This is a genomic window from Methylocystis bryophila (genome assembly GCF_027925445.1).
In the GTDB taxonomy this organism is placed as follows: Bacteria; Pseudomonadota; Alphaproteobacteria; order Rhizobiales; family Beijerinckiaceae; genus Methylocystis; species Methylocystis bryophila.
In genome coordinates this window covers 1,703,474-1,727,526 of the sequence record NZ_AP027149.1, presented here as the reverse complement: position 1 = coordinate 1,727,526, position 24,053 = coordinate 1,703,474, and the positions used below count along the sequence as shown (strand labels likewise).

The following is a 24,053-nucleotide window of genomic DNA, read 5'->3' as shown; positions in this document are numbered from 1 at the left end:
GGGCAAATTTCAGCTCCGCTGTGCTTGCCCGAAGATGGCCCTATATGCATTGCGATCAACCGTTCAGAAAAAGCGCTCCATTCGGCGAGAACCGCAATGATTCAATTGGCCTCCGACATTAATTCGGATCAGCGCGCGTCGAGTAGTCTCCGCACGCGCCTTCTGGAGACCCGCCAGCTCTCGGTTAAGCTTGCCGCGCCTTTGACCGCGGAGGACATGGTTGCGCAGGCGATGGACGACGCCAGCCCGACCAAGTGGCACCTCGCTCACGCCACTTGGTTCTTTGAAACTTTCGTTCTCGCCCCGCGTATGCCGGGCTACGCCATTTTCGACGAGTCTTTCGGCTATTGCTTCAACTCCTATTACGAGCAAGTCGGTCCGCGCCAGCCCAGACCCAAGCGCGGCGTCCTCACCCGGCCTTCGCTCGAGAGCGTTCGCGCCTATCGCGAGCATGTCGACGTCGCGCTGGAAGCTTTCTTTGCGCTTGGGCTCGACGAGGATGATGCGGCGGCTTCGGCGCTCGAAATCGGGATCAACCACGAGCAGCAGCATCAGGAATTGATGCTGACGGACGTGCTTGCTCTTTTCGCCGCCAATCCGCTGCGGCCGAGCTACGGGCAGCCGCAGCCGCAGAAAGTCACTGCGGCGAAGCGGGGCTGGATGATCGAATACGCCGGCGGGGTCGAACGCATCGGCTATGCGGGCCAGGGCTTCGCATGGGACAATGAGGGCCCGGCTCACGAGACCTTGATCCATCCCTTTGCACTGGCGGACCGCGCCGTAACCAACGGGCAGTTCTTGGAGTTCGTTTTGGACAAGGGCTATGAGGCGGCGTCGCTCTGGCTTTCGGACGGTTGGGCGGCTCTCAATCGGGAAGGCTGGCGCGCGCCGCTTTATTGGGAACAACGCGACGACGAGTGGCGCGCGATGACGCTGCAGGGAATGACACGGCTCGATCCGGCGGCTCCCGTCGCGCATGTGAGCTATTACGAGGCCGACGCCTTCGCGCGTTGGGCGGGGAGGCGGCTGCCGACCGAATTCGAATGGGAGATCGCGGCGCGACGCGCGCCGGAGGCGGCGAACGACCTTTCCAGCGGCGCGCTCCGCCCCCTGCCCGCCCCTTCAAGCGTGGCGGGCGCGCCTCGACAGATGTTCGGCGACGTCTGGGAGTGGACCGGCAGCGCCTATCTTCCCTACCCCGGATATCGTCCCCCGCTGGGCGCGCTTGGCGAATACAACGGCAAGTTCATGGTTGGCCAGCACGTGCTGCGCGGCGGCTCCTGCGTGACGCCGAAAGGACATGCTCGCGCGACTTATCGCAACTTTTTCTATCCGCATCAGCGCTGGCAATTCATGGGCCTGCGCCTCGCGGAGGACCTCTGAGAATGCGCCCAGCGGTCGAGCGCGCGACGCGACGGCGCGACGGCGAAAGCGACTTCGCGCTTTGCGTTGTCGAGGGCTTGTCGAGAGCGCGAAAGAGCCTGCCTTGCCGATTCCTTTACGATGCGCGCGGCAGCGAGCTCTTCGAGGACATCACGCGCCTGCCCGAATATTATCCGACCCGTGTGGAGATCGCGCTGCTCGAAGCGCATGTCGGCGAAATTGTTAAGGACCTCGTCGGAGGCGGCGCGCTCATCGAATTCGGCTCGGGGTCCAGCCGGAAGACCGAAATCCTTCTGGCGCGGCTGCCGAGGCTTTCGGTTTACGCGCCGATCGACGTCTCGAGGACCGCGCTCGACGAGGCAAGAAGACGTCTCAACCGGCTTTATCCGACGCTGAACACGCGGCCCATTCTCGGCGATTTCACGCATGGCGTGCTGCTGCCGAAGGACGTCGCGCAAATGAAGCAGCTCGGCTTCTTTCCGGGCTCGACGATCGGCAACTTCGCTCCCTGCGAGGCGATTGACTTGCTGCGCGCGATGCGCAGGACCCTGGCGGAGGGCAGCGCGCTCGTCGTCGGCGTCGATCTGAAGAAAGATGCGCGCGTGCTGATCGAGGCCTATAACGACAAGGCGGGCATCACGGCCGCCTTCAATCTCAACCTGCTCGCGCGCGCCAATCGCGAGCTCGGCGCGACATTCGATGTTTCGGCTTTTTGTCACGAGGCGATTTATGATCCGGTCAACGGCCGCATCGAAATGCATCTCGTAAGCGTGAAGGAGCAAACGGTCGAAGTTCTGGGCGAGCGCTTTCAATTTCGTGCAGGAGAGCGCATCCACACGGAAAATTCCTACAAATTCTCAATCGAGCAATTCTCCGAACTGGCGCAGGCCGGGGGTTGGCGTGTCGGCAGCTTTTGGACTGACGCAAGCGGCTGGTTCAGCGTCTTCGAGCTGCGGGGCATGGATGAGGATTCGACAGCGGGAGCCAAGCTGACCGCCGCCGCGAGATCAACGCGGCATTCCGGCTGAATCGCGCCGGGACTCGTCCGCCGGCGCAACGAATGCTCAGCGCGTGACCCGGTCGACAATCCAGGGGCTGACCGCCGTGTCGTCGAGCAGAGTGCGTCGCGTGGATTGCTCGATGTCGTGAGGCCTGGCGATCGCTTTTGTCGAGACGCTTAACAGCTTGCGCTTATATTCCTCGGCGATCTGGCGCGCCTCGCTCTGATTGCGAATCACATGCGGCGTGATCATGATGATCAGCTCTGTCTTGGTGATTTGATCGTCCTTATCCTTGAACGCGCTGCCGACGATGGGGATGTCTCCGACAACCGGAATTTGGTTGGCGGATTTCGAGCGTTGATCCTGGACGAGACCGCCGAGGACGAGCGATTCTCCATCGGTCACGGAAACCTGCGTCTTCACCTTGCGTTGGTCGATCGTGGGGTTGTTGCCGTTCCCACCTGTGCCCGGCACGGTGTTCGAGACCTCTTGATTGATATCGAGCATCAGCCGACCGCTCTCGCTGATGTGCGGGGTAATGGCCAGGATCACGCCCGTGTTCAGATAGGACTGGGAATTGAATGTGTTGCCGATCGCCGAAACGCTCTGCAGCGTGTTGACGGGAATCTCTTGGCCGACTTGCAGCGTCGCCTGGCGATTGTCCAACACGGTCAGCGAGGGTGTCGAAAGGATGTTCACATTGGTGATCGCGTTGAGGGCATTGATCACCGCGACTGCGCTCCCCAAGGTGAAGGCGTAGGAAAAGCCCGGAAACACGCTCTGAAGGGGGACGCCGATCAAGTTGCTGCCGGAAATATTGTTGTTGCCAAGAAGGGTGTTGACGGTAGAGGTGGTCGATGTCGATGTCGTTGAAGTAGTCGATGTCGAAGTGACGGCCTGCCCGCCAAAACCCGCGGCACTACGTCCCCTTTGCAGGAACCAGGCGACGCCGAAATGCAGCTCGTCGGTGAGCGCGACTTCGGCGATCGTGGCCTCGATGAAGACCTGATTGGGTTGGACGTCGAGCGCCTCGATGACGTGCAACATTTTATTATAGTCGTCCGCCGTCGCCATCACGACGAGCGAGTTCTTGGCCTCGTCGACGCCGACCTTGTAACGGCCGTCCTCTCCCAGCGACACGGTGCCAGGGCCCTTCGACCCCTGATCGCTCGACGTGTTCGTCACGCCCGCGCCGAAAAAACCAGCGGCGCCGTTGGGGCCTCCCGGCTGACTGCCGAGCCCGCCGCTGGACGCCCCGCCGAGCCCTGAGGAAGCGCCGCCGCTCGAGGCGCTGCCGCCGATCTGTCCGCCGCCCGTGGGACCTGAGGCCGATAGCGCGCCGAGCGGGCTTGAAGTCGACGAGCTCGAAGAACTCTGCCCACTGTCATCGCCTGAGGAAGAGGAGGAGGCGGAGGACTGACCGAAGCGCGGCGCCGTGTTGCTTCCGCTCCGGCTGTCGGAGCCGAACATAGAGGTCAGAACCTGCAACATCTCCTTGGCTGGCCGGTTCTGCACGCGGTAGGTGAAAAATTGCTTTTCCGTTCCTTGCGCGCGCGCGTCGAGCCGCTGGATCCATGTCTGCGCCCGGCTGAGATAGGCCGGCTGCGCCGAGATCACCAAGACCGAGGCGAGACGCTTGTTGCTGACGAAGCGCACCATGCCCTTCATCGGCCCATCCTTATCGTCCGCTCCGAAGACCTTGCGCAAGTCTTCAACGATCGCGTCCGGATCGCCGCTTTTCACCGGCACGAGGGCGAAGGACATGCCGCGCATCGTGTCGATGTCGAAGGTCGCGATGACGTCGCCGAGCGTCGCAAGGTCCTGTGGAGAGCCCCTCAGCGTGATCGTGTGGCGCGCGTCGTCGGCCGAGACGATTCCGCCCTGAATGGCCATCGGCTCGAGGAGCCGGCGCATCTCCGACGCCGCGACATAATGGAGCTGAATGACCCGCGTGCTCTCGCCGACCGACGTCGCGTCGGCAGCCGCGGTCGAAATATTTCCGCCGGCCGCCCCCGCCTGGTCGAGCGGCACGATTTTGTAGACGCCCCCTGCTTGCACCACCGCGCCGCCGGACACGCGCAACGCCGATTCGAATAGCTCCAGGGCCGCCGTCTTGCTCACCGGCTGCGTCGTATGGACCGTGATCTTGCCGTCGAGACGTGGGTCGATGACGTAATTCACACTCATTATGTCGCCCAGCACCACCTTGACGGCTTGCGCGATCGGCAGATTGGCGAGATTGAGCGTGACCTTGTCTTCCCCCGAATCGGGCGCTTCGCCCTTCAGCCCTTGGCTGCGGCCGATGAAACGCCCGCTTCCGGGCACGACGAGAGCCGCGTTGCCGCCACGCGCGCTCGTCACGGCGCCGCCGCGGCTAACGGCCCCTCCGCCCATTGGGGAGTGGTCAGGTGGGGCGTTCGAGGGCTCCACGCTCCATTCGGCGACAGGAGGCTCGCCCGTCGTCTGGCAGCCTGCAGCCGCGAGGCATACCGCCGCCAGGAAAGCGTTCACAAGACGTCTGCTCACAAGCAACCCATTTGGCGTCGGACCCGGACAAAGGCTCCGCATCAGCTACCACGTAGATAAGCATTGTGACAGAGTTCAGGCTTTGCGCGAACGATCTGGCGGCGCGCTCACCGGGCGTGATGGGGCTTTTCACGCCCGTTCATGATTCGTCACATGATTTTCAGAATGTTAGGCCCCTCGGAGCGGCTCCAATCTTCTGGCGCCGATCTTTTCACCAATGCAGCTTGCGCGCGATTGAGCGCCATTTTCGCCTCGACGTGGCTTCTCTCGCGATGACCAAGACACGGAAAAATCGAGGGCAATCAAGACGGCTCGAGCTCCGTCCGGTCAGCGTCACCGGGGTGTCATAAATCGGTAAACCCCTCCCCCTAAGGGGTCTTGGCAAACACTTCGGCTCAAGCCGAGAGGGAGGTAATATCTATGAAAAAACATATACTTGCTGCGAGCGTCGCCGCACTGGCCGTCGCTGCGGGCGCAGCTCGCGCCGACGATGACACAAAAATCAACCACGTGCTGCTCATCAGCATTGACGGCATGCACGCCCTTGATTTCATCAATTGCGCGAGCAATTCCACCTGTCCGAATCTCGCCGGGCTGACGGCTAAGGGCGTTAATTATCTCGAGGCCTCGACCTCGAAACCGTCCGATTCCTTTCCCGGACTCATGGCCATTGTGTCCGGCGGATCGCCGCGCACTGTGGGCGCCTACTACGACGTGGCTTACGATCGCGTCCTGGCTCCGCCCCAGAACACCACGGGGAATGGCGTGGCGGGCGGGGTCTGCAACCCCAACACGCCGAACGGAACGACGACCGAATACGAGGAGGGAATCGATCTTGATCAGTCCCAACTCAACGGCGGCGCCGCTGCCGGCCAGGACGGCGGCATCGCGTCGATCGATGCGACGAAACTTCCGCGCGATCCCTTCAACGGCTGCCGCCCGGTCTATCCCTGGAACTTCGTGCGGACCAACACGATCTTCGGCGTGATTCATCAGGCCGGCGGCTACACGGCTTGGTCCGACAAGCACCCGTCCTATTCGTCCGTTGCGGGTCCCGGCAACGGCAGCAATCTCGACGACTATTACTCGCCCGAGATCAACTCCAAACCCGTTCCCTTGCCGGTTACGCTGCCGGATGGGACGGCTTGTTCCCCGTTGCCGGATGGCGTGACGAGCGACTACACCGGCGGCTTCAAGAACATTCAGTGCTACGACACGCTGAAGGTCAACGCCATCCTCAACCAGATCCACGGCAAGCGGCATGACGGCTCGAAGCCCGCGCCGGTGCCGGCCATCTTCGGCATGAATTTCCAGGCCGTCAGCATCGGTCAGAAGCTCATCACGAAGTCGGCAAGCGGCGGCTACACGGACAATGCGGGCACGCCTTCGTCCCTGCTGTCGAACGAGATCCAGTTCGTCGACGCGTCGATCGGCAAGATGGTCGCCGAGCTCAAGAAAACGGGCGACTATCATTCCACGCTGATCGTCATCACGGCAAAGCACGGCCAGAGCCCGGTGGACACCTCGCGCTACCAGGGCGTGGGGATTCCCGCGGGCAGCCCGATCACGACCTCGCCGGCCACAATCCTCGCCAACTGTCTGCCGTTCTCGGAGTCGCCGAACAACCCGAATGGCATCGGGCCGACCGAGGATGACGTCTCGCTGCTCTGGCTCGATCAGACTCAGCAGGGCTGCGCCACGGCCGCGGCGGTGAGCACGCTCGAAAGCGCGTCGCCGACCTCGGCCAATGTCGCTGGCGTCGGCCAGATCTTTTCCGGGCCCGGCATCGCGCAGATGTTCAACGCTCCCGGCCTGCCGAAGAACGGCGGCGATCCCCGCACGCCGGATATCATTGTGACCCCCAATATCGGCGTCACCTATTCCGGCAGCTCCAAGAAGCATGCCGAGCACGGCGGCTTCTCGCATGACGACACCAATGTGATGATGCTGCTCTCGAACCCGAACCTGCGTCCGGCCACGATCACCTCCCCGGTGCAGACCGCGCAGGTGGCGCCGACCATTCTGCGGGCCTTGGGTCTCAACCCGCACGCCCTGCAAGCTGTGCAGCAGGAAGGCACTCAGGCGCTTCCGGGCGTAGCCTTCGACTCCAGGGACTGACGGAGCGACGCTCGAGTGCTCCCAAAGACGCGGCGCGGCGAAAGCCGCCCGCTCTTGCGCGCAAAGCATCGGCAATTCTCGAGAGCCCGGCCCCGCGCCGGGCTCTCTGCTTTTCAGCCACCCGCGCAGAAAGGGAGACGGGGCGCCCGGGCGCATTCTCAACGCACAGGAAGCGGGCCTGGTTTCTGGCCTCAGATGGTGAACATCTCGATCTCTCTGATCTCGGCAGCTATGAACGCTGCAAAAGCGCGCGCCGACGCCTTGGCGGCCCGACCGGCGGGAAGGATCGTGTGGATATCCGAATCGCCAATCTCCCAGTCGGGGAGAAGTCGCACGAGGGCGCCCTGTTCAACCTCGGCCTGAACGCTTCCGGCTCCGGTAGAGACGACACCCAAGCCCGCGACCGCCGCCGCGGTGGCCGCTTCGCTCAGGTCAATCACCAGTCGTGCCTGAACGCGGATGGACATTGTCTTTCCCTCCTTGCGGAATGACCAGGCTTCCGAACCCTGGCCAGCCGGTCCGACGATGATCGCGTGCCCGGCAAGATCGGAAGGAATGCGTGGCGTTCCCGTTCGCGCGAGATAAGCGGGCGAGGCGACAAGCACACGCCGGACAGTCCCGATTTTTCGCGCGAGGGCTGTGCTGTCGTTCAGGATACCGATACGGACGGCCACGTCGACGGAGTCTCCGATAAGGTCGTGTCTGGCGTCCGAGAGCGCAAATTCGATCCGAAGGTCTGGGTGTCGCTCGGAAAAGCGAGCCAGGCGCGGGAAAACAGTCCGGATCGCGAAGGAGGGCGACATCGCCACCCGCAATGTCCCCCGCAATTCTCCGGTGCCGCGCGCCGCATGATCAGCCTCGTCGAGCGCCGCAAGGATCGCCTCGCTCCGGGCGAGATAATCGAGGCCGGCGTCCGTGAGGGTAACGGCGCGGGTGCTGCGAGAAAGCAGCTTGGCGCCGATCTGCCTTTCGAGCGCCGCGATGGTCCGTGAAGCCGTCGGTTGCGTCATGCCCATCGCGCGCGCGGCGGCGGAGAAGCTGCCGCTGCGCGCGACGCGAATGAAGAGCTGCAGGGAAGCAAATCGGTCATTCATACGGAAAACGCATTTCTGAAAGGCAAAATATCACACTTCTACGAATCCGCGCATAGGTCATATTGGAGGGACAGCCGCGACACCGCTCAGCCGTCGCGATGAGGGCAGGCTGAACCGACTGATGCAATTGTTCCAGCCGCGACAGGACCGACGGCAAGAAGACAGGCAGAGGACTATGGGACGCAAAATCGTCGGCGGTCAGACATTTCCGCCTTTTTCAACAAAGAACATCCATGGAAATGACGTTTCTGTTCCGGCGGAGGCCAGTCTATGGACGCATGTCCAGTTCAGACGTTTCGCGGGATGCCCGATCTGCAATCTTCACCTTCAGTCGATCATCGCGCGGCATCAGGAACTCACTGAGGCGGGGATCCGCGAGGTCGTCGTTTTTCACTCCAACGACGGCGAGCTTCTGCCCTATCAGGGGCGCTTCCCGTTCGATGTCATCGGCGATCCGACCAAGACGCTGTACCGGAAATATGGCGTCGAAAGCTCGATCTCTGCGTTTCTTTCCCTCAAAGCCTGGGCGGCTTCATTGAAGGGCAATCTTCGGAAAGACAAGCCGCGGATATCGGGCTTGCCGAACGGCGGGGTTGCCGGGCTTCCCGCGGAATTCCTCATCGCCTCCGACGGAACAGTCAAGGCCGTCCATTACGGAACGCACGCCTATGATCAGTGGAGCGTTGACGAACTGCTGGATCTGAGCGGGTCTTTGATGGCTGCCTAAAGTCAGCGCATGGTGTCCCGGCGCTGCCGGGAGCGCGATAGGCAGCCTTCATATTTGGAACGGCGATTAATTCAAAACTGGAAAGGTTATGGAATGACAAACCTCTTGTCGGTCGATTGGTCCGCTATCCCCTCGCCAGTGGATGATGGGGCCGCCGCGCATCTCAAAGGACTGCCCATTACCTCTGTCGCCTTGCCAGCGACCAATGGGTCGGCTGTCGACCTATCGGCTCTCGCCGGAACGTCGGTGATCTATCTCTATCCGATGACAGGGCGACCCGGGGTTCCATTGCCAGACGGCTGGGACATGTTGCCAGGAGCTCGCGGTTGCACGCCGCAGGCCTGCGCCTTCCGGGATCATCACGCTGAACTTCAGGCTCTCGGAGCGGATCATCTTTTCGGTCTCTCCGGCCAAACGACGGAGTACCAAAAGGAAGCGGCGGACCGGCTCCACCTGCCCTTTCCCCTGCTTTCCGACAGCGCGTTCTCATTCGCGAGCGCGATGCGGCTGCCGACCTTCGAGACAAGCGCCGGGCGGATGCTGAAGCGTCTGACCATGATTGTGACGGGTGGACGAATTGAGCATGTTTTCTATCCGGTCTTCCCACCCGACCGCAGCGCTGACGATGTCGCTGCGTGGTTGAGAGCGAAACGCGCGGGCTGAGGTATTCGGCGTCTGATATTTGCGAGGCCGAATAGCGCCGCACGGGGCGTGCGAAGGCTGCAAGATTCGACCCGCCGCGCGGCTGGGGTTCGACGCCAACCAGAGACAGGGCGCATTGTGGGTTGACGGTTGGTTCTAAATCACGTATTTTAGAATCAGCAATTTAGAATGAGCCCTGATGCCCCGCCCTATCGAATTTGAAGTCAACCCCGCGCTCGACGCCGCAGTCGAAGCCTTCCGCCATACCGGGTTTGGCGGGACTTCGATCAAAGCGCTTGAGAACGCAACAGGCCTTTCGTCGGGCAGCCTGTACAACAGCTTCGGCGACAAGGAGGCAATCTTCCGGTTGGCGCTGGCGCGTTACGTCGACACGGTCGTCAGCGGACGCTTGACCGAGCACTTGGCGCAGCAAGATCCCCTCGCGGGGTTGCGGGATCTCTTCATGACGCTGCTCGACGAGCCCGGCGGTGGATCCTATGGCTGCCTACTGACCAATACGGCGGTCGAACTGGGGCCTGGGCAATCCGAAGCGCTCGTCGATCTGCGTCGCGGATTTCAGGCGCAGGAAGACGCCTTTGCCGCGGTCCTCGAACGGCTATCGCCCGAAAGCGGCGACGCCAGACCGGCCGCTCGCCGACTGCTCGCGCTTTACCAGGGCGTGCTCGTGTTGATTCGCTGCGGCTATCCCAAAGACCGGCTGGCCGAGATGATCGCGTTTGAGTTCGACAACTTGAAAGGACGACTATGACCAAGGCGCTATGGGATCGATATGCTGAGAGCTGGTCCATGCCTGAGACCGAGCGGCTAGGCCGCTTGGCCGAAACGGTCGCTGCGGAAGTCAGCTACACCGACCCTCATGTCACACTCACCGGCATCCCCGCGTTTTCTGAATATATGGCGGGTTTCCAAACCAACCTGCCCGGCGCGGGATTCGAAATTCGAGAAGCGGCGGGCCACCATGGCCGAACGCTCGCCCAGTGGAACATGGTGGGCGGCGACAAATCGGTCATCGGGACCGGCGTCAGCTTTGCCGAGCTCAGTGACGACGGCAAGCTGGCGCGCATTACGGGCTTTTTTGCTGTGACGTGATCGCCTAACTCAGCATTGCGCAGAATGGCGCTCGCATCTACGGCGTTTCCCTTTTCTGGTCGCGAGCAAAAGAAGGGCGGAGAAGCGAAGTGTGCCCCACACATTAACCGCCAGTCAATTCTCTGTAGGCTTCGAGACCAGCACGTTCTATCCGGCCTTCGGCGAGCTTGCCGTTCTCGACGCGCCAGATCGCAATCCCGGAAAAACGCACAGGCCGTCCATCTGCCGGGAGCCCGAAAATCCCATTATTGATGCCCGAGCACATCTAACGAGCGACGACATGGTCGCCAGTATTATTAGCGAAGACATCAACGATATCATTCCGCGCGCCATCGAGCGTAACCAGAAAATCGGCGACCCGCTTTTTGAATGAATCTCGCCGACGCGCTAGCAAGTCAGAAGTTTCCGACGTCGAAAGGCGCTCCCCTCAGCTTTGCCCTCAGTGAACCGCCAGCAATTTGAGTAGCGGCACGAGCATCGAAGCAAAACCGGCGATGGCGACTGCCGTGGCGCGCCAGCTGCCCAGAAGCTTTCGCAACAGCCAGGGGCCGGCGAGCCAAAAGAACTGGGCCGTCACAAATCCCGGCCGATAGGCTTGGGCGTCGATGACCCAAAACGTGTGCGAGATCGCGTTGCCGATCGCTCCGTAGACCACGAAGAACAGCACGGGCATAAGCAAGAAGCTGCGCCTCCAAGCAAACACTGCGAGGCATGCGATGGCGAACACGCTGTAGGATACCATATTGATAGTGACGAAGAGCGCGCCGCTAAAGGGGGCGCCGCCATAAAGCTCCGGAAAGAAGCTACGGAAATCGGTAATGTACTCCTCATTGAAATGTAAAAACTGAATCGCGAGCACTACGAAGAAAGCTGGAATGAATGTCTCGGCTTCTGGCAATTCAATCCTGCGCGCGTATAACCATGAAAAGACTGCCCAAGCTGACACGACACCAGGAATGAATGTGGCGATTAAAGACCAGCCCGAGCTTAACCACACAAATAAAGCCGCCATGGCGACGGCAATCCCCGTTCCGATCGCGAAGTCCCGCACAGTGAGCGATTGGGGGGTAACAGCTAACGCCTGATTCACGGGCAACCCTCCTCGATGTCTCTGGGCCTATCGTCCGCCCCATAAGTCAACATATGGTGACTTATGCATGGGCGCCTTGCATTTGTCAACACGCGTTGGCATTATTCGGCATGAAGGTTTTGGCGACACAGACGAAATCCGAACGCACCCAGGCCGCTATCCTTGCCGCCGCTGAGGCGCTGTTCGCCAAGAATGGCTATGAACGCACGACCCTTCGGGACATAGCCGCCCTGGCCCGTATCGATCCGGCCATGATCATCCGTTACTTCGACAGCAAGGATGCGCTGTTCGCGCGCGTCGCTACCTTCGATCTGATGCTGCCTGACTTGCGAACCGTTGAGCGCTCTGCGATCGGCACGACTTTGGTGCGGCATTTTCTGCGCGTTTGGGAGGGCGAACGGGGCAATAGCGGCCTCGCAATCCTTCTGCGCTCTGCGGCGTCGAACGAACACGCCGCAAAGAAGCTACGGGAGCTCTTCAAGAGCCAGGTCATGCCGGCGCTCAAATACGCGGGCGCCGACGCTTATGCCGCGGAGCGTGCGGGGCTGGTGGCGAGCCAACTCTTGGGCCTCGCGCTTTGTCGCTACGTGTTGAAGCTTCCGCCTGCCGTCACAATGTCACGCGAGTTCATCGTCGCCGAGGTGGGCAAAACGATACAGCGATACGTCGCCGGTGACGAATGACCCCTGGAGTTTCTCCGACGCGCGACAGGTGAGGTACGGTGGCGGCAGCGCGGGCATTCATCGATGCACATCCGGCGCTGTCGGATTTTCTTCTTCTGGCCGCTGCTGGCGTCCCGAGATTGACTGTAAGCGGCGCGCCGCCGCCAACTCGGGAAACGCGTGCGGTTGAGCGAGACTCTTCGGATTGTGGTGACATGACGTCGATTGCAAAATTGCGCGCCAACGGCTCAGTGTCGCCGCGGCCGAACGACTTCTCAACCGCAAACTGCAACCGGTAATCCGGCCGGGCGACGATTGCGAGCGGTTGTTTGGTCGTCATATCGATCCGCTGTCATTTTATCTCGCGCTGTCATTAGGCAGAGCGCGTTTGATCACTCAGCTCGAGGCGCAGAGAACACGGCGCTCTCTTCGCTGTTTTGGCGACGCCGCGCCTTCCATGCTCCGAGGCGGCGTTCTTTACCTTGCCGCAAGCAGACGAAGCTGCTTCAAAATCTCCGAGACTTCGGCGCGCTTACGATAGTTGTTGGGAATGTAGGCCCAGGCGATAACGCCATCCCGACCGATGATGTAGGTGGCGGGATCGGCGAAAGCATAGGTGCTGTCGCCGTTAGCTTTTTCGACGTTCACGTTGAATGTGTGCAGCAGTTGCCGGTGCGTCTCAGGCAGGACGAAAGCGACGCCGAATTGCTTGGCGACCTCGGTATTGGCGTCATGCAGAACGTCGAAGTCTGGAGCGCCGATGATGGTGTCCTTGGTCTCCTGCGGCAGGTTGGAATCTTTGATGGCCTCGGCGCCATTGGGGACCTTCCGAGGAAATGGCGACGAGGTTTGCGCCCAACGCTTTGATGTCGGCGTAACCCTTGTTGTACGCGTTGAGCTGGAGGTTGCAGTAGGGGCGCCACAGCCCGCGATAGAAGGTCAACACCAGTGGGCCAGTCTTCAGGTAGTCAATGAGACTTCGCGGCTCGCCATGGTGATTCAGGAGGCTGAATTCGGGCGCCTTGTCTCCTGCCTTGAGCGCATTCTCCACGATCGGCATCGCGCTGATCTCACCGGCGCCTCGCTCGACCAGCGCGTTCAGCTCTGGCGAAAACGACGTGCGGAACGCCTTTACAAGATCTTGAATTTGCGCATTGAGGGACATGATAGGCTCCTGATTTTTCATCCGTGCAGTGAATGACCGCGTGCTGCTCAAACGTGCGCTGACACCCTTGCAGAGAGCCCGATGCTCCAGGCGAGGTAGCGGCTGATTTCGCTTAGATTGAACCCGCTTTCTGCCGCCCAAGCGTTGGCAGCCGCCTGCACGGCCTCGAGAGCCTTGCGGCTTGTGGGCGGCGAGGTGATCACGCCCTCTCGGATAAGGGCGGCGTTGACGTCCTTCGTCAGGATTAGCGCTGGCTTGCCCAGATCGCGCACGAAGCGCATGCCTGTGTCGCCGCCAAGACGGCTGCCTTCGCGGCGCAAGAGATCGATGAGCTCGAAATATCGATCGTCCGGCCATTGCGCGAAGGCGCGAGCCGCTGAACCGTTTTGCTTGGCAAGTCCCAGAATGAAGCGAGCATTGTCGCGAATAGCCAGGATCTTGGGGCCGTTGCGGACGATCGCCTTGTTGGCCAAGAGTTCGTCAAGATCAGGCTCGTCGAGCCCCGCGCAGCGCTCAGGTGCGAAACGCCAGAAAGCCTCCTCGAAGGAGGGCCATTTGGCTTCGATGACTTTTCGGGAGAATCCGGCGGAGAAGATGCGCTGCGCCATCAGCGCCAATACGCGATCATCTCCCATCTTTGCAATTTCGGAGGGCGGCCTTGGACGTAGGCTCAGCAACCCGATGGCCATTTCCTCGGGGGAATGGGATTGCAACGCGAGTTCGACGATTTCCGAGAAACTTCGCATGGCTCACTCCGCCAAACCGGAGAACCAGCTTGAGAGCGAAGGTTGGAACTGCGCCGCGTCGAATTCGGTCACGCGGGTAAAGACCATCTTCCCTTCGCGGACGAACGGCTCGGAGGCGAGCAACGCGTCGAGTTCCTCCCGATTCTTCGCACGGGCGACCAGAATGCCGCCGTCCGGTGGCGCTTGTGGCCCGGAAAACAGGAAGTGGCCGCTGTCATAGCCGGCTTGGAGGTAGGCGTGATGCTCCGGCAGGAGATTCTGCAACTCGGCGAACGGGACCAGATGTTTTCCTTCGAGCAGATAGTGCTTCATAGCTTCCCCCATGGACTTGACGGCTTGCGCATCGCGAGCCGTCATTCTATATCGAACGCTAAAGTATGCCGCCTCGGGCGTCAAGCGATTCTTTAGCGTCCGATATATTACAGGAGAGCTGCGGGTGGGGCGACCCAGGACATTCGACATTGACCATGCGCTGAATATCGCGGCCGACATGTTTTGGCGCCGCGGCTATGACGGGACGTCGATCGGTGATCTGACCAAGGCCATCGGGATCAGCGCGCCCAGCTTCTATTTCGCGTTCGGCAGTAAGGACGGTGTGTTTCGCCGGATCGTCGACGCCTATCTTGAGCGTCAAGGCGAGATCGTCGAGCGCGCCTTTCGGGAAACTGACTCGCGATCTCTCGTGGAGCGCTTGTTGTCCGGCTTTGGCGAACTTCACACTAGTCCAGATCACGCTCCTGGCTGCCTGATCCTCAACAACTCACTGCCGATCTGCGACGATCACCCATTTCGCACGGAGTGGGCGCAAGGACGCGCCGCTCTGCGCACGCGCCTAACAGAGCGCTTCTCGGCGGATCAGCAAACCGAAACCGGACTTCCCGGCGATTGGAAAGCGGATGACACAGCCCGCCTCGTCGTGACGCTGATCTGGGGCATCGCAGTGGAAGCCCATTCGGGTGCAAGTGGGAAGGAAATTCAACAAATGATCGATCAATTCATGGCTACCTGGCCTGTGGCCGCCTAATGCTCACCTTGGGGCACGGTGAGGAGACATCATGAGCCCCAAGCGCTGGCGAGGTCACGAAAAGAAAGCTATCAAGGCTTGGCTGCTTGGGTCATGATTGGGATTCCTGCTTCCCGGCGAAGCCAGTCAAAAGCGGAACGCGCGCCTCTGTTCCTAGCGAGCGGCGCGACGAGGCGATGATGTTTCGTTCAAAGAGCGGCGCGCCGCCGGCACAGACGAAAGCGCCTTCGCTGCGACGCAAGCGGGGTTTCGCCCTTGTCACCGTCGTTTGGGGCTTGAGCATCATCACTTTGCTGATCTTGTCCTTTGCGACGACGAGCAGCTTGCGCCTGAAGACCGCTTCCAACATCGCCGGCGCGGCGCAGGCGGGCTTTTCCGCCGACGCCGCCGTCAACATGGCGATTTTATCGCTGCTTTCCGAGCAGGAGCAGCACGATCAACAGGCAGTCCATGATGGCAAGCCCATTTTCTGCTCCCTGGACGGAATAGCCGTCGCCGTCGCGATCGAGGACGAGAGCGGCAAGATCGATCTCAACAGCTCGACTCCGCAAATCTTGAACGCGACGTTCGTTGGGCTGGGGCTGGAAATGAGCGCGGCGAACGCCTTGACCGACGCGATCATAAATTTTCGCACGCAGCCGCCCATCGGAACGGGCGCTGAAAAAGACGAGCCGGACGATCCCGGCAGGCCGTTTCACGCCAAGCATGCGCTCTTTGCCACCACTTTGGAGCTTGATCAGGTCACGGGCGTCGATCCGGCGCTTTTTTCCAAGCTCCTGCGCGTGGCGACCGTTTATTCCTATCGACCCGGCGTCGACCCGAAAGCCGCCCCACCGGCGCTCTTTGCGGCGCTCGCCGGTTTTTCGGCGGAAGATGTTCGCGATTTCCAGCAAAACCCTTTTCCCAATAATCTCGACCGAAACGACGCGCGCTTTCCGCAAACCTTCAAATCTGCGGGTCAAGGCGGCGGCGCCTCGACATTCCTCGTTCACGCGGAAACGCTGTCTGCGAACGGACAGGTCGGCGCCAAGGACGCGATCGTGGATTTCAGGCCGACCGGCAACGGTCCCTTCGTCCTGCATGAGCTGCGGGCCGGCGCCCCGCGCCACCTCGCCGAATTGCGGGCCGCCGCCAGCAGCGGCCAGAATGCGCTGCAAAGTTGCAAACCTTAAAATCGGTCTTTGGAACGAATTCCGCAAAAGTTGACGGAGCGCTGTCGCCTCGAAGCGCTCCGCGGCCTTCTCACCTCCGTCTGTCCAGCCTCGGCTCCACCGGCGGCGGGCCTGGCGGAAGGCCTGGCGGGCCGCGCAGCGCCCCGGACGCGCCCAGCGGCGAGGGCTTCGCCTCGCCTTCGGCCGAGGCCGGCGTCTCGGGGTAGAGCGACAGAATCTCGGTCCGCTCGCCGCTCTTCAAGGTCAGGTCGGTGGCGTGGATCTCCGAGATGGTCCATCCATCGACGATCTGTCCGGTCTGGTACCAATCGCCTTTATTGTCGCCCCGGCCCGCGAGATAGGCGCGCCACCCGCCGCTCGAGAGCACGAGGGCTTGCACCGTCACCGCGGGGGGCGGACCCGCGGATTGTGTCTCTTGCGCCGGGGTCGCGGCGGCCTTTGGGATGGGACGCCTCGATTTTGCGAAGACGGGCCGGGCTAAAGTTTCGGTGTCCGTGGGCGGAGCCTTCGACTCGGAAGAATTGAGGAAGGATGCGGATGGGGGCCGCCAGTCGGCGATCGCAGAAGGGGCAACCAGATCCCAACCGATCAGCGCGCGTAGGAAGAAAAGCGCGGAGAGCGTCGTCGTGACGGAAAGCAAGCTCAACGTCGCCAGCATGAGGGGCGAAAGGCGCTTCGCCTTGGCGAAAGCCGAAACGCGAGCCAGGAATAGCGGCGAGAGGGGGGAAGGGAGACGCTTCGACCTAGCCAGAGCCGAAAGACCCGCAAGGATCTCCGGCGATAGGGGGGACGAAAGACGCCAGGACTTGGTCAGAGCCGAAAGACGTTCGAGAAGCGGCGTCGCACGCAAATCCCTCACGGCTGCTCCTTCCCCAAGGCGCCGCCGTAGACGTCGAATTGCGCCTCGATGGTCGGGTCCGTCTTGTTCGCGTCTTCGGCCGGTCTTCCCCAGAATCCCGCCTGGCCACGCAGCGACGCCGCCATCACGAACAACATGGGCGTCTCGGCCTCCAACGCGCGGGCGAGGGCGTGAAGCGGTTCGGTGGCGCCAGAAACGTCAAGCCTCGCCCCGACCAGCGTTATGCCGTGGACGCTCTTAGGCGGCAGCATTTGTATGGATTTCACCGAGACATTCGCGCTCTCGGAAAGCGTCTTCAGACGCGCCTGCAAATTGGCGGCGATGATGCCCGGATTCGAGCCGCCAATAAGCTCTCCATGCGCATTGTTCTCCGCGACCTGGTTCGCGAAGGCGTGGACCGCGGCCTCTTGGCTGGAAATAGATTTATAGCGCGCCAGCGTCGCCTGCTGTTGCGCCAGCGCGTCCGCCCGCTCCTCCACGATGCTTTCGATCGGCGCGACGAAGAGGAGATAGGCCACGATGAGGATGAGAAGGTTGGCGGTCACGAACAAGAAGCGGCGCGACCACAACTGCTGTTGCCTACTGAGCGTGATCATTTCGCTTCGACCGCCCCGCGACGCTTGATCTTGACCCGCAGCGAGAAGGCTTCGCGCTTGTCCGCCGCATTTGGCGTGATCGCCGCGGTCAAGGACGCGTCGGTAAAGATCGGCGACTTCTCGAATAGCGCAGGCAAGCCAACGGCCGATTCCGCCAGGCCAACGAGATCGACAAAACGCTCATCGTTCTTCCCATCCGTCAAGCGCAGCTCGGTCAGATAGGCGCCGTCAGGCAAAATTCGTGATATCTCCTCCCACAAATCGCCGAAGCCGGGTCCCTTGGCGCGCTCTGCGCGCAATGTTTGCAGCAGGCGACTCTCTGCCACGGCCTGATCAGCCATCTTGCGCACGCTCGTCGCGCGCGCGTTCACGTCCGCAAGCTCCGCGTCGAGCGCCCCCGCCGCCTGACCGATGCGCCAGATCAGGGCGAGCGAGCCCAGCAAGCTTAAAAGGATGGTGGCCGCGCAAAGTCCGAGCGCGACATTGCGGAACCAATGCGAAGGCTCGCTTCCCCGAGCGAGCGGGATGATGGGTCCTTTTTCTGCCTGGCCGCCGTCGTTCGCCGGCATGACAAAGTCGAGGTCCCCCCAGGCGACCCCCGCGGCCTCGATGACCCGCGAAACGATGTCTCGACGCAATATCCACAAATTGACGACAAATTTGTCCGGCGCGCCAGGCTTTCGCTGCAAGGTGTGGCCATGAACGACATCGCTGAGACGGAACGGCGATTTACGCTCGATATCGGCAATCAGGAGCCGCGCCAGATTCGCTTCGGCGGCCGCCGGAATGTCGAACCGGCGCACAAAGAAAGCGTCGCGAGGGATTTCGAGGAACACTTTGGTCCCTTCGCGAGAGAGCCCGCGCTCGGTCAAGGCCCGAGCGAGAGAGCTTCGACGCATTTCGTCTGGAGCGAGGGGCAAGGAAAGCGTCTCGGAGGGGCCGCTCTGGAAGCGAAACTCCGTCTCGCCGTCCCTGGCGCGAATGACGAGCTTGCAATCCCCAGTATCGAGCAACCAGGCGACCGTCGCCGGGGGAAACAGCGCAAAGAACTCGCGACGATAAAGCCGCCAAATCTTTTGGCCGCTGGCGTGCAGCGCAACCGTGAAAAGGTCCTTGTTCCAGGGAGCGCGAGCTTGCGACGTCATCAGGCTTTCTCTTCGAAGGCGGAGTCGCTTCGAAGACCCTCGCCGCAGCCCTTGCGAGCGGACAATAGGACAGAAGCTTCGCGACCCATCCGGTCTTGGTCCTCGCTTGCTCGATGTGGGCTGCGTCTCCTTAGAGCGGCGCGCACCGCGCGCCGAGCACAGACAAAACCCTCAATTTTGCCTTAGAAAAAACCTTCAATAACGGCATCTTGATGACGCTAGGCCTGTCACGGGACTCTCAGAGCAAATTTACGCAAAAGTTGAGAGGCCTCTGCAGTCGGGATTTTGCTCCGGCGTTCTGATCTGGCGCGGCTTCTTATCGCTCGAACGATTCCATTGGAACCGAAATCGCGCTAGAAGCGATAGAAAGCCGCCGTCTCGGATAAAGAGTTGCGGGAAATGCAAATGCAGGGTTCTCGATCCTCCAAGGCGCAATCTTCCGCGCAGCGACGCTTCGCGGCGGCAGGCGGCGCTTTCGCCGAAGAATTCGGCGCCTTTTTGCTCGAGGCGCGCGCCCTCGATGAGCTCGCGCTGCAACGTTCGCAACGGGCGACGAAGCAGAGCGGCGAGAGATTCGACCGCGTGCTGACAAAGCTCGGTCTCGTGGCGGAGCCCGACCTCTATACGCATTTGGGCAAATTTCTCGACATTCCCGTGCTCGAGCCTCGAGGGCTTCCACTCGAGCCGGTCCTGACCGATAAGATACCGGAAACATTCTTGCGCGCAGCCGCGATCCTGCCGCTCTTCGTCGACCAGGATAGGCCCGCGCTCGCGTTGACCGATCCGCTCGATCTCGAGGCCGTGGACGCGCTCATCTATTCGACGGGGCTCGACTTCGAGCTGCGTCTGCTGAGTCCCTCGTTGTTCGAGAAGGCGTGGGCGGAACTCTATGGCAAGAAATCCCAGGGTCTCGCTCTCGTCGCCGACGAAGCGCACATAGAGGCCGCGAGCGAATTCGATCTACAACGATTGCGCGACATCGCCAACGAAGCGCCTGTCATTCGCCGCGTCAATCAGATCATGGCCGACGCGATCGAAGCGCGCGCCTCCGACATTCATGTGGAGCCCACATTGGAGTCGGTCGTCGTGCGCTTTCGTATCGACGGCGTGCTGCGCGCCACCGAAACCTTGCCTCCGGGGTTCAAGGCGGCGATCACGTCTCGCATAAAAATCATGGCGCGTCTGGACATCGCGGAACGGCGCCTGCCCCAGGACGGGCGCATCAAGATGGCGATCCGGGGCGTCGACATCGATTTTCGCGTATCGACGATTCCCACCTCTCATGGCGAGAGCATCGTTCTGCGCATTCTCGACCGCTCTCAGACGACGCTCGATTTCGACGCCTTGGGTTTTGAGCCGGACACCATCAACACGCTGCGCAGGACCATGCGCAATCCCAATGGGATCGTGCTCGTGACGGGCCCGACGGGCAGCGGCAAGACGACGACGCTCTACACGGCTCTCAAAGAAATCACCAAGCCTGAGGTGAAAGTGTTCACGGTGGAGGATCCGGTCGAGTATCAGCTGGCCGGAGTCAATCAAGTGCAGGTGCAGCCTGCGATCGGTCTGGATTTTCCGCACACGTTGCGCGCGATTTTGCGCCAGGACCCGGACGTCATCATGATCGGCGAAATTCGCGACGCGGAGACCGCCAAAATCGCGATTCAGGCCTCGCTTACCGGGCATTTGGTGTTTTCGACTCTCCACACGAACAGCGCCGCGTCGTCGATCACGCGCCTCGTCGACATGGGCGTCGAGAGCTATCTGATCGCGTCGACGGTGAAAGCCGTGCTGGCGCAACGGTTGGTGCGACGGCTTTGCGCGCACTGCGAGGCCCCTCTCGAGCCCAAGACGCAATGGCGCGAGCGCTTTGCCGGCGAGGCCTTCACGCGCGAGAAGGAAAGACTGCGCGCTCCGGCAGGCTGCCCCTCTTGCCGCAATTCAGGTTATTCCGGTCGATCCACGATTGCGGAACTCTTGCTCATGAACGACACGATGCAGAGACTCGTCTGCGAGGGTGCGCCCGAATCGGCGCTCGAATCTTGCGCGCGCAGCGCCGGCATGACGACGATGTATCAATGCGGCATGGGCAAGGCCTGGCGTGGCGAAACAAGCATTGATGAAGTGCTGCGCGTAACCCGGATGGATTAGAATGCCGACATTTCGCTACCGCGCCTACTCCGCCGCTGGCGATCTCGTCGAGGGAGAGATTGCGGCCGACGCAATGGAGGAGGCTGAGGACGCTCTGTGGCGGCGCGGGCTGACGCCCTTCGAGACCAAAGAGGTCGGACGCAGCGCCTTCACAAACCCCATCAACCGTCGCCGCACGCCCAATCTGGGCGAGCTCGCTTCGTTCACCCGGGAATTCGCAACGCTCGAGCAGGCGGACATCCCGCTGGATCATGGCCTCCGCATTCTCGCGGCGCAAATCCCCAAGCCGGTGCTGCGGGAACTCGCCGAGGAAATTCTGGGGCGCGTCGTCAGCGGCGCCTCGCTCTCGGAAGCGCTTGCGGGACGCAGCGACGTATTTTCGTCAGAATATATCAATGTCGTGCGGGCGGGAGAAACCATCGGCAATGTCGGTCAAGCCCTGGGCGATCTCGCCGACATGCTGGAGCGTCGGGTGGAGTTGCGCTCTCGGATCACCAGCGCGCTGGTCTATCCGGCCATGCTGATCACTCTCGCGATCATTTCAACCGGGATCGTGCTCGCCACGCTCGTCCCCAACATTGCGCCAATCTTCCTCGACAACAACCGTCCTCTTCCTTCCGGTCTGAAGTTCATCCTCGACGCAGAGGCCAATTGGCAATTGCTGGCCCTCGGTCTCTTTCTCGTGGTCGCCGGCCTTTTCCTCTTTTGGCGCGCCGCGCGCCAGCGACCGCATTGGATGATGGCGATTGATCGTCGCGCCCTGCAAATACCCTTTGTGGGCGCGCTGAGCTCGCAGCTCGAAACCGCTCGATTCACCCACACGCTCGGCTCCTTGCTGAAAGCCGGCGTGCCGTTGTTGCCGGCGTTGGAGTGCGGGCGCACGGCGGTGTCAAACCGTCATCTTGGCGCAGAGATCGAGACGTCGATCGAGGCGGTGCGCGGCGGCGAAAGTCTGAGCGGCGCGCTGGGCCGCATCGAAGCCATACCGAAAGTCGTCCCGCAGATGGTCTCCCTGGGCGAAGAGACGGGGAAGCTCGACGCCATGTTGCTGCGAGTCGCGGCGATGTTCGAGAAACAGACAGAGCGTTCGATTGAACGGGTGATGGGCTTGGTCACGCCGACGCTGACCATTTTGATCGCCGTCGTGGTCGGCGGGCTGATCATGACCGTGATGGACGCGGTGCTCGGAATCAACGAGTTGGCCACGAAGTGAACCGGCGCCGGCCACAGATGCTGCGACAACGCGGGGGCTTCACGCTCCTCGAGATGCTCGCGGTGCTGGCGATCATCGGCCTGCTTGCCGGCTTGTCGACGCAACTCGTGCGTCCTGCGGCCCCGCATTTGCGGCTAGAAGGCGCAGCGCGGGGACTTTGCGCCGCGCTGCGCGCGACGCGCGCACGTGCGATCTCCGCCAATGAGGAGGCGACGCTCGTTCTCGATCTTGCGCGAAAAAGCTATTCTTCCCCGAGCGTTCGCGAAACACTCTTGCCGGCGGAAATGCGCATTGAGATTTCCATCGCCAAGGGTCAACGAGATTTCGGCGGAAACGCGGGGTTGAAGTTTTTTCCCAGCGGGGCCTCCACCGGCGGCGACATTACTCTCGAGATCGGCAACAATCGGGCGACCATTCAAGTCAACTGGCTCAGCGGAGCGACACGGTGCGACGTCTCCTGATCCGCCGCCGCGGAGGCTTCACGCTCATCGAGACGCTTGCGGCCTTCGCTGTGCTGGCGCTCGCGATGTCTCAGCTCATGGCGACGCTCAGCGGCGGCGCGCGGAACGAGAGCCGGGCGGATTTTTTGTTGCGCGCCTCCCGGGAAGGACAGTCGCAGCTCGACGCCGTCGGCATAGAGGGTCCGATCGCGCAGGGAGAGACGACTGGCGCCTATGATGACGGGTTGCTCTGGAATCTGAGAATCGACCCCTATGTCACGATCAAGTCGTTGACGGGAACCGGCGAGGTCGCAAGCTTTTGGCTGCGTTTGACGATCCGACGGCCCGGCTCGCAGGAAGGCGCGCGCGAAAGCCTGACGCTGACGACCCTGAAAATCATCTCGACGCGTGAGGCTTTGAAATGAGTCATAGAGCATGTCACGGAAAAGCGCGAAGCGGCTTTCCGGTCAGGACATGCTCCAACCTTTGGATTTGGCGCGATTCCTTATCGCTCGAACGATTCCGCTCGAGTGGGAAACGCGCTAGCCCGCGCTCGGGTTTTACCCTCCTCGAGATGCTGCTCGCGATCACGCTGCTCTCGATGATCGTCGCGGCGATCCTTGGCGGCCTGCACATGGGAAGACGCGCCTGGGAGACGGGGAAAACCTACGAGACCGTGAGCGAGATCGAAGAGGCCGCCCGCGCGATCAATGGCCAATTGGCGCGCGCCGCCTCCATTCGCCTCCCCGGAGCCAATGGCGGGCAAGTCGCCGCCTTCCGCGGGCTTCCGGACAGTTGCCGCTTCGTCGCCCTCAGCGAGGGCGGCGCGCAATGGGGCGGCCTGATTCTGACGGAGATCGCGGGCCCGCAAGGCCCTGGCGAGGATGTGGCGCTCTGGAGCAGCGTGTTTCGGCCGTCCCAGGGACTCGAGCCGCCGCGAGACTCCATGAATCGCGTGTCGGTTCTGCGCGCGGCCGCCAATTTCCGCTTATCTTACTTCGGCGAAGTCGAGAACGGCCGCCCGCCGGTTTGGACGGACCAATGGATCGACCATCCGGATTTGCCGCTGCTCATCGCCGTGCGGCTGGCCGGTGAAATCTCGGGGCGGACGGTGGACGTTTCTTTCGTGGTCGCGCTTCGTCAGCGGTGACCGGCGCCTTTTTCCCGCTCCAACGGAATCGTTCGAGCG

General features: G+C 61.7%; 26 protein-coding genes. 16 read left to right on the top strand and 10 right to left on the bottom strand.

What is annotated here, in order from left to right; genetic code table 11:
- Positions 1–96: 96 nt before the first annotated feature.
- Both egtB and egtD read left to right on the top strand, forming a co-directional pair.
- Entirely contained in the window at positions 97–1,383 is a 1,287-nt protein-coding gene (gene egtB / locus QMG80_RS08095; protein ID WP_085772364.1) for an ergothioneine biosynthesis protein EgtB, read from the top strand.
- A gap of 2 nt (positions 1,384–1,385) precedes the next feature.
- Positions 1,386–2,411, top strand: a complete 1,026-nt coding sequence (gene egtD / locus QMG80_RS08090; RefSeq protein ID WP_085772363.1) for an L-histidine N(alpha)-methyltransferase — start codon at positions 1,386–1,388, stop codon at positions 2,409–2,411.
- 36 nt (positions 2,412–2,447) lie between these two features.
- Here the strand turns inward: egtD and gspD are convergent, their stop codons facing one another.
- Positions 2,448–4,910 carry a type II secretion system secretin GspD gene (gspD, locus tag QMG80_RS08085; protein WP_245299939.1) on the bottom strand — a complete coding sequence of 821 codons (2,463 nt, stop codon included), beginning with the start codon at positions 4,908–4,910 and terminating at the stop codon, positions 2,448–2,450.
- 420 nt (positions 4,911–5,330) lie between these two features.
- Between gspD and QMG80_RS08080 the strand changes: the two genes are divergently transcribed.
- Positions 5,331–7,028: an alkaline phosphatase family protein gene (locus QMG80_RS08080; protein ID WP_085772361.1), complete on the top strand. Its 1,698-nt coding sequence runs from the start codon at positions 5,331–5,333 to the stop codon at positions 7,026–7,028.
- Positions 7,029–7,219: 191 nt separating this feature from the next.
- Here QMG80_RS08080 and QMG80_RS08075 read toward each other — a convergent pair whose 3' ends face one another.
- Positions 7,220–8,122, bottom strand: a complete 903-nt coding sequence (locus tag QMG80_RS08075) for a LysR family transcriptional regulator (RefSeq protein ID WP_085772360.1) — start codon at positions 8,120–8,122, stop codon at positions 7,220–7,222.
- A gap of 175 nt (positions 8,123–8,297) precedes the next feature.
- Here QMG80_RS08075 and QMG80_RS08070 point away from each other — a divergent pair, with 175 nt between their 5' ends.
- From QMG80_RS08070 to QMG80_RS08050, 5 genes are all read left to right on the top strand, one after another.
- Positions 8,298–8,849 (top strand): peroxiredoxin-like family protein, encoded by a 552-nt coding sequence (locus tag QMG80_RS08070; RefSeq protein WP_085772359.1) that lies wholly within the window; start codon positions 8,298–8,300, stop codon positions 8,847–8,849.
- 93 nt (positions 8,850–8,942) lie between these two features.
- Positions 8,943–9,512: a peroxiredoxin gene (locus QMG80_RS08065; protein ID WP_085772358.1), complete on the top strand. Its 570-nt coding sequence runs from the start codon at positions 8,943–8,945 to the stop codon at positions 9,510–9,512.
- A gap of 178 nt (positions 9,513–9,690) precedes the next feature.
- Positions 9,691–10,260: a TetR/AcrR family transcriptional regulator gene (locus QMG80_RS08060; protein WP_085772357.1), complete on the top strand. Its 570-nt coding sequence runs from the start codon at positions 9,691–9,693 to the stop codon at positions 10,258–10,260.
- A gap of 38 nt (positions 10,261–10,298) precedes the next feature.
- Complete coding sequence (locus tag QMG80_RS08055; protein WP_158658807.1) at positions 10,299–10,601, top strand: nuclear transport factor 2 family protein; 303 nt, start codon at positions 10,299–10,301, stop codon at positions 10,599–10,601.
- Positions 10,602–10,692: 91 nt separating this feature from the next.
- Positions 10,693–10,974: a hypothetical protein gene (locus QMG80_RS08050; RefSeq protein WP_085772355.1), complete on the top strand. Its 282-nt coding sequence runs from the start codon at positions 10,693–10,695 to the stop codon at positions 10,972–10,974.
- A 66-nt stretch (positions 10,975–11,040) separates the two neighbouring features.
- On the opposite strand, the gene QMG80_RS08045 is transcribed toward QMG80_RS08050, so the two are convergent.
- Complete coding sequence (locus QMG80_RS08045; protein WP_158658806.1) at positions 11,041–11,691, bottom strand: HXXEE domain-containing protein; 651 nt, start codon at positions 11,689–11,691, stop codon at positions 11,041–11,043.
- Between the two features lie 110 nt (positions 11,692–11,801).
- On the opposite strand from QMG80_RS08045, the gene QMG80_RS08040 reads away from it, so the two are divergent.
- Entirely contained in the window at positions 11,802–12,374 is a 573-nt protein-coding gene (locus QMG80_RS08040) for a TetR/AcrR family transcriptional regulator (RefSeq protein ID WP_102938110.1), read from the top strand.
- 456 nt (positions 12,375–12,830) lie between these two features.
- On the opposite strand, the gene QMG80_RS08035 is transcribed toward QMG80_RS08040, so the two are convergent.
- From QMG80_RS08035 to QMG80_RS08020, 4 genes are all read right to left on the bottom strand, one after another.
- Positions 12,831–13,001, bottom strand: coding sequence for an alkyl hydroperoxide reductase (locus QMG80_RS08035; protein WP_102938109.1), 171 nt, complete (start codon positions 12,999–13,001; stop codon positions 12,831–12,833).
- An 82-nt stretch (positions 13,002–13,083) separates the two neighbouring features.
- Complete coding sequence (locus QMG80_RS08030) at positions 13,084–13,518, bottom strand: redoxin domain-containing protein (protein WP_158658805.1); 435 nt, start codon at positions 13,516–13,518, stop codon at positions 13,084–13,086.
- Between the two features lie 47 nt (positions 13,519–13,565).
- Complete coding sequence (locus tag QMG80_RS08025) at positions 13,566–14,264, bottom strand: DNA-3-methyladenine glycosylase I (RefSeq protein ID WP_085772352.1); 699 nt, start codon at positions 14,262–14,264, stop codon at positions 13,566–13,568.
- Positions 14,265–14,267: 3 nt separating this feature from the next.
- Entirely contained in the window at positions 14,268–14,576 is a 309-nt protein-coding gene (locus QMG80_RS08020; protein ID WP_102938108.1) for a YciI family protein, read from the bottom strand.
- Between the two features lie 124 nt (positions 14,577–14,700).
- On the opposite strand from QMG80_RS08020, the gene QMG80_RS08015 reads away from it, so the two are divergent.
- Together QMG80_RS08015 and QMG80_RS08010 are read left to right on the top strand one after the other, a co-directional pair.
- A complete protein-coding gene (locus QMG80_RS08015; RefSeq protein WP_158658804.1) occupies positions 14,701–15,288 on the top strand; it encodes a TetR/AcrR family transcriptional regulator in 588 nt (195 codons plus the stop codon).
- A 179-nt stretch (positions 15,289–15,467) separates the two neighbouring features.
- On the top strand, positions 15,468–16,460 hold the full coding sequence (locus tag QMG80_RS08010) for a type II secretion system minor pseudopilin (protein WP_158658803.1): 993 nt from the start codon (positions 15,468–15,470) through the stop codon (positions 16,458–16,460).
- 70 nt (positions 16,461–16,530) lie between these two features.
- Here the strand turns inward: QMG80_RS08010 and QMG80_RS08005 are convergent, their stop codons facing one another.
- From QMG80_RS08005 to QMG80_RS07995, 3 genes are read right to left on the bottom strand one after another with little or no spacing between them, the layout of a single operon-like run.
- A complete protein-coding gene (locus QMG80_RS08005; RefSeq protein WP_085772348.1) occupies positions 16,531–17,319 on the bottom strand; it encodes a hypothetical protein in 789 nt (262 codons plus the stop codon).
- The gene (gene gspM / locus QMG80_RS08000; RefSeq protein WP_085772347.1) at positions 17,316–17,915 is read right to left on the bottom strand and encodes a type II secretion system protein GspM; all 600 of its coding nucleotides are present in this window, start codon (positions 17,913–17,915) and stop codon (positions 17,316–17,318) included. The genes QMG80_RS08005 and gspM overlap by 4 nt, the downstream gene beginning before the upstream one ends.
- Positions 17,912–19,060 carry a PilN domain-containing protein gene (locus QMG80_RS07995; protein ID WP_085772346.1) on the bottom strand — a complete coding sequence of 383 codons (1,149 nt, stop codon included), beginning with the start codon at positions 19,058–19,060 and terminating at the stop codon, positions 17,912–17,914. Before QMG80_RS07995 ends, gspM begins: the two co-directional genes overlap by 4 nt.
- A gap of 405 nt (positions 19,061–19,465) precedes the next feature.
- On the opposite strand from QMG80_RS07995, the gene QMG80_RS07990 reads away from it, so the two are divergent.
- From QMG80_RS07990 to QMG80_RS07970, 5 genes are all read left to right on the top strand, one after another.
- Positions 19,466–21,211: a GspE/PulE family protein gene (locus QMG80_RS07990; RefSeq protein ID WP_085772345.1), complete on the top strand. Its 1,746-nt coding sequence runs from the start codon at positions 19,466–19,468 to the stop codon at positions 21,209–21,211.
- 1 nt (position 21,212) lies between these two features.
- On the top strand, positions 21,213–22,424 hold the full coding sequence (locus QMG80_RS07985) for a type II secretion system F family protein (protein WP_085772344.1): 1,212 nt from the start codon (positions 21,213–21,215) through the stop codon (positions 22,422–22,424).
- Positions 22,425–22,441: 17 nt separating this feature from the next.
- Positions 22,442–22,885, top strand: coding sequence for a GspH/FimT family pseudopilin (locus QMG80_RS07980; protein WP_102938107.1), 444 nt, complete (start codon positions 22,442–22,444; stop codon positions 22,883–22,885).
- Positions 22,870–23,289 carry a prepilin-type N-terminal cleavage/methylation domain-containing protein gene (locus tag QMG80_RS07975; protein ID WP_245299938.1) on the top strand — a complete coding sequence of 140 codons (420 nt, stop codon included), beginning with the start codon at positions 22,870–22,872 and terminating at the stop codon, positions 23,287–23,289. The genes QMG80_RS07980 and QMG80_RS07975 overlap by 16 nt, the downstream gene beginning before the upstream one ends.
- 65 nt (positions 23,290–23,354) lie before the next feature.
- Positions 23,355–24,014 carry a PulJ/GspJ family protein gene (locus QMG80_RS07970; RefSeq protein ID WP_281926437.1) on the top strand — a complete coding sequence of 220 codons (660 nt, stop codon included), beginning with the start codon at positions 23,355–23,357 and terminating at the stop codon, positions 24,012–24,014.
- The last annotated feature ends 39 nt before the right edge of the window (positions 24,015–24,053 follow it).

Bases quoted from the DNA above. Each gene is read 5' to 3' on its own strand.
- egtB (WP_085772364.1), top strand. From the start codon at position 97: ATGATTCAATTGGCCTCCGACATTAATTCGGATCAGCGCGCGTCGAGT.
- egtD (WP_085772363.1), top strand. From the start codon at position 1,386: ATGCGCCCAGCGGTCGAGCGCGCGACGCGACGGCGCGACGGCGAAAGC.
- QMG80_RS08080 (WP_085772361.1), top strand. From the start codon at position 5,331: ATGAAAAAACATATACTTGCTGCGAGCGTCGCCGCACTGGCCGTCGCT.
- QMG80_RS08075 (WP_085772360.1), bottom strand. From the start codon at position 8,122: ATGAATGACCGATTTGCTTCCCTGCAGCTCTTCATTCGCGTCGCGCGC.
- QMG80_RS08070 (WP_085772359.1), top strand. From the start codon at position 8,298: ATGGGACGCAAAATCGTCGGCGGTCAGACATTTCCGCCTTTTTCAACA.
- QMG80_RS08065 (WP_085772358.1), top strand. From the start codon at position 8,943: ATGACAAACCTCTTGTCGGTCGATTGGTCCGCTATCCCCTCGCCAGTG.
- QMG80_RS08060 (WP_085772357.1), top strand. From the start codon at position 9,691: ATGCCCCGCCCTATCGAATTTGAAGTCAACCCCGCGCTCGACGCCGCA.
- QMG80_RS08055 (WP_158658807.1), top strand. From the start codon at position 10,299: ATGCCTGAGACCGAGCGGCTAGGCCGCTTGGCCGAAACGGTCGCTGCG.
- QMG80_RS08040 (WP_102938110.1), top strand. From the start codon at position 11,802: ATGAAGGTTTTGGCGACACAGACGAAATCCGAACGCACCCAGGCCGCT.
- QMG80_RS08030 (WP_158658805.1), bottom strand. From the start codon at position 13,518: ATGTCCCTCAATGCGCAAATTCAAGATCTTGTAAAGGCGTTCCGCACG.
- QMG80_RS08025 (WP_085772352.1), bottom strand. From the start codon at position 14,264: ATGCGAAGTTTCTCGGAAATCGTCGAACTCGCGTTGCAATCCCATTCC.
- QMG80_RS08020 (WP_102938108.1), bottom strand. From the start codon at position 14,576: ATGAAGCACTATCTGCTCGAAGGAAAACATCTGGTCCCGTTCGCCGAG.
- QMG80_RS08010 (WP_158658803.1), top strand. From the start codon at position 15,468: ATGTTTCGTTCAAAGAGCGGCGCGCCGCCGGCACAGACGAAAGCGCCT.
- gspM (WP_085772347.1), bottom strand. From the start codon at position 17,915: ATGATCACGCTCAGTAGGCAACAGCAGTTGTGGTCGCGCCGCTTCTTG.
- QMG80_RS07995 (WP_085772346.1), bottom strand. From the start codon at position 19,060: ATGACGTCGCAAGCTCGCGCTCCCTGGAACAAGGACCTTTTCACGGTT.
- QMG80_RS07990 (WP_085772345.1), top strand. From the start codon at position 19,466: ATGCAGGGTTCTCGATCCTCCAAGGCGCAATCTTCCGCGCAGCGACGC.
- QMG80_RS07985 (WP_085772344.1), top strand. From the start codon at position 21,213: ATGCCGACATTTCGCTACCGCGCCTACTCCGCCGCTGGCGATCTCGTC.
- QMG80_RS07980 (WP_102938107.1), top strand. From the start codon at position 22,442: ATGCTGCGACAACGCGGGGGCTTCACGCTCCTCGAGATGCTCGCGGTG.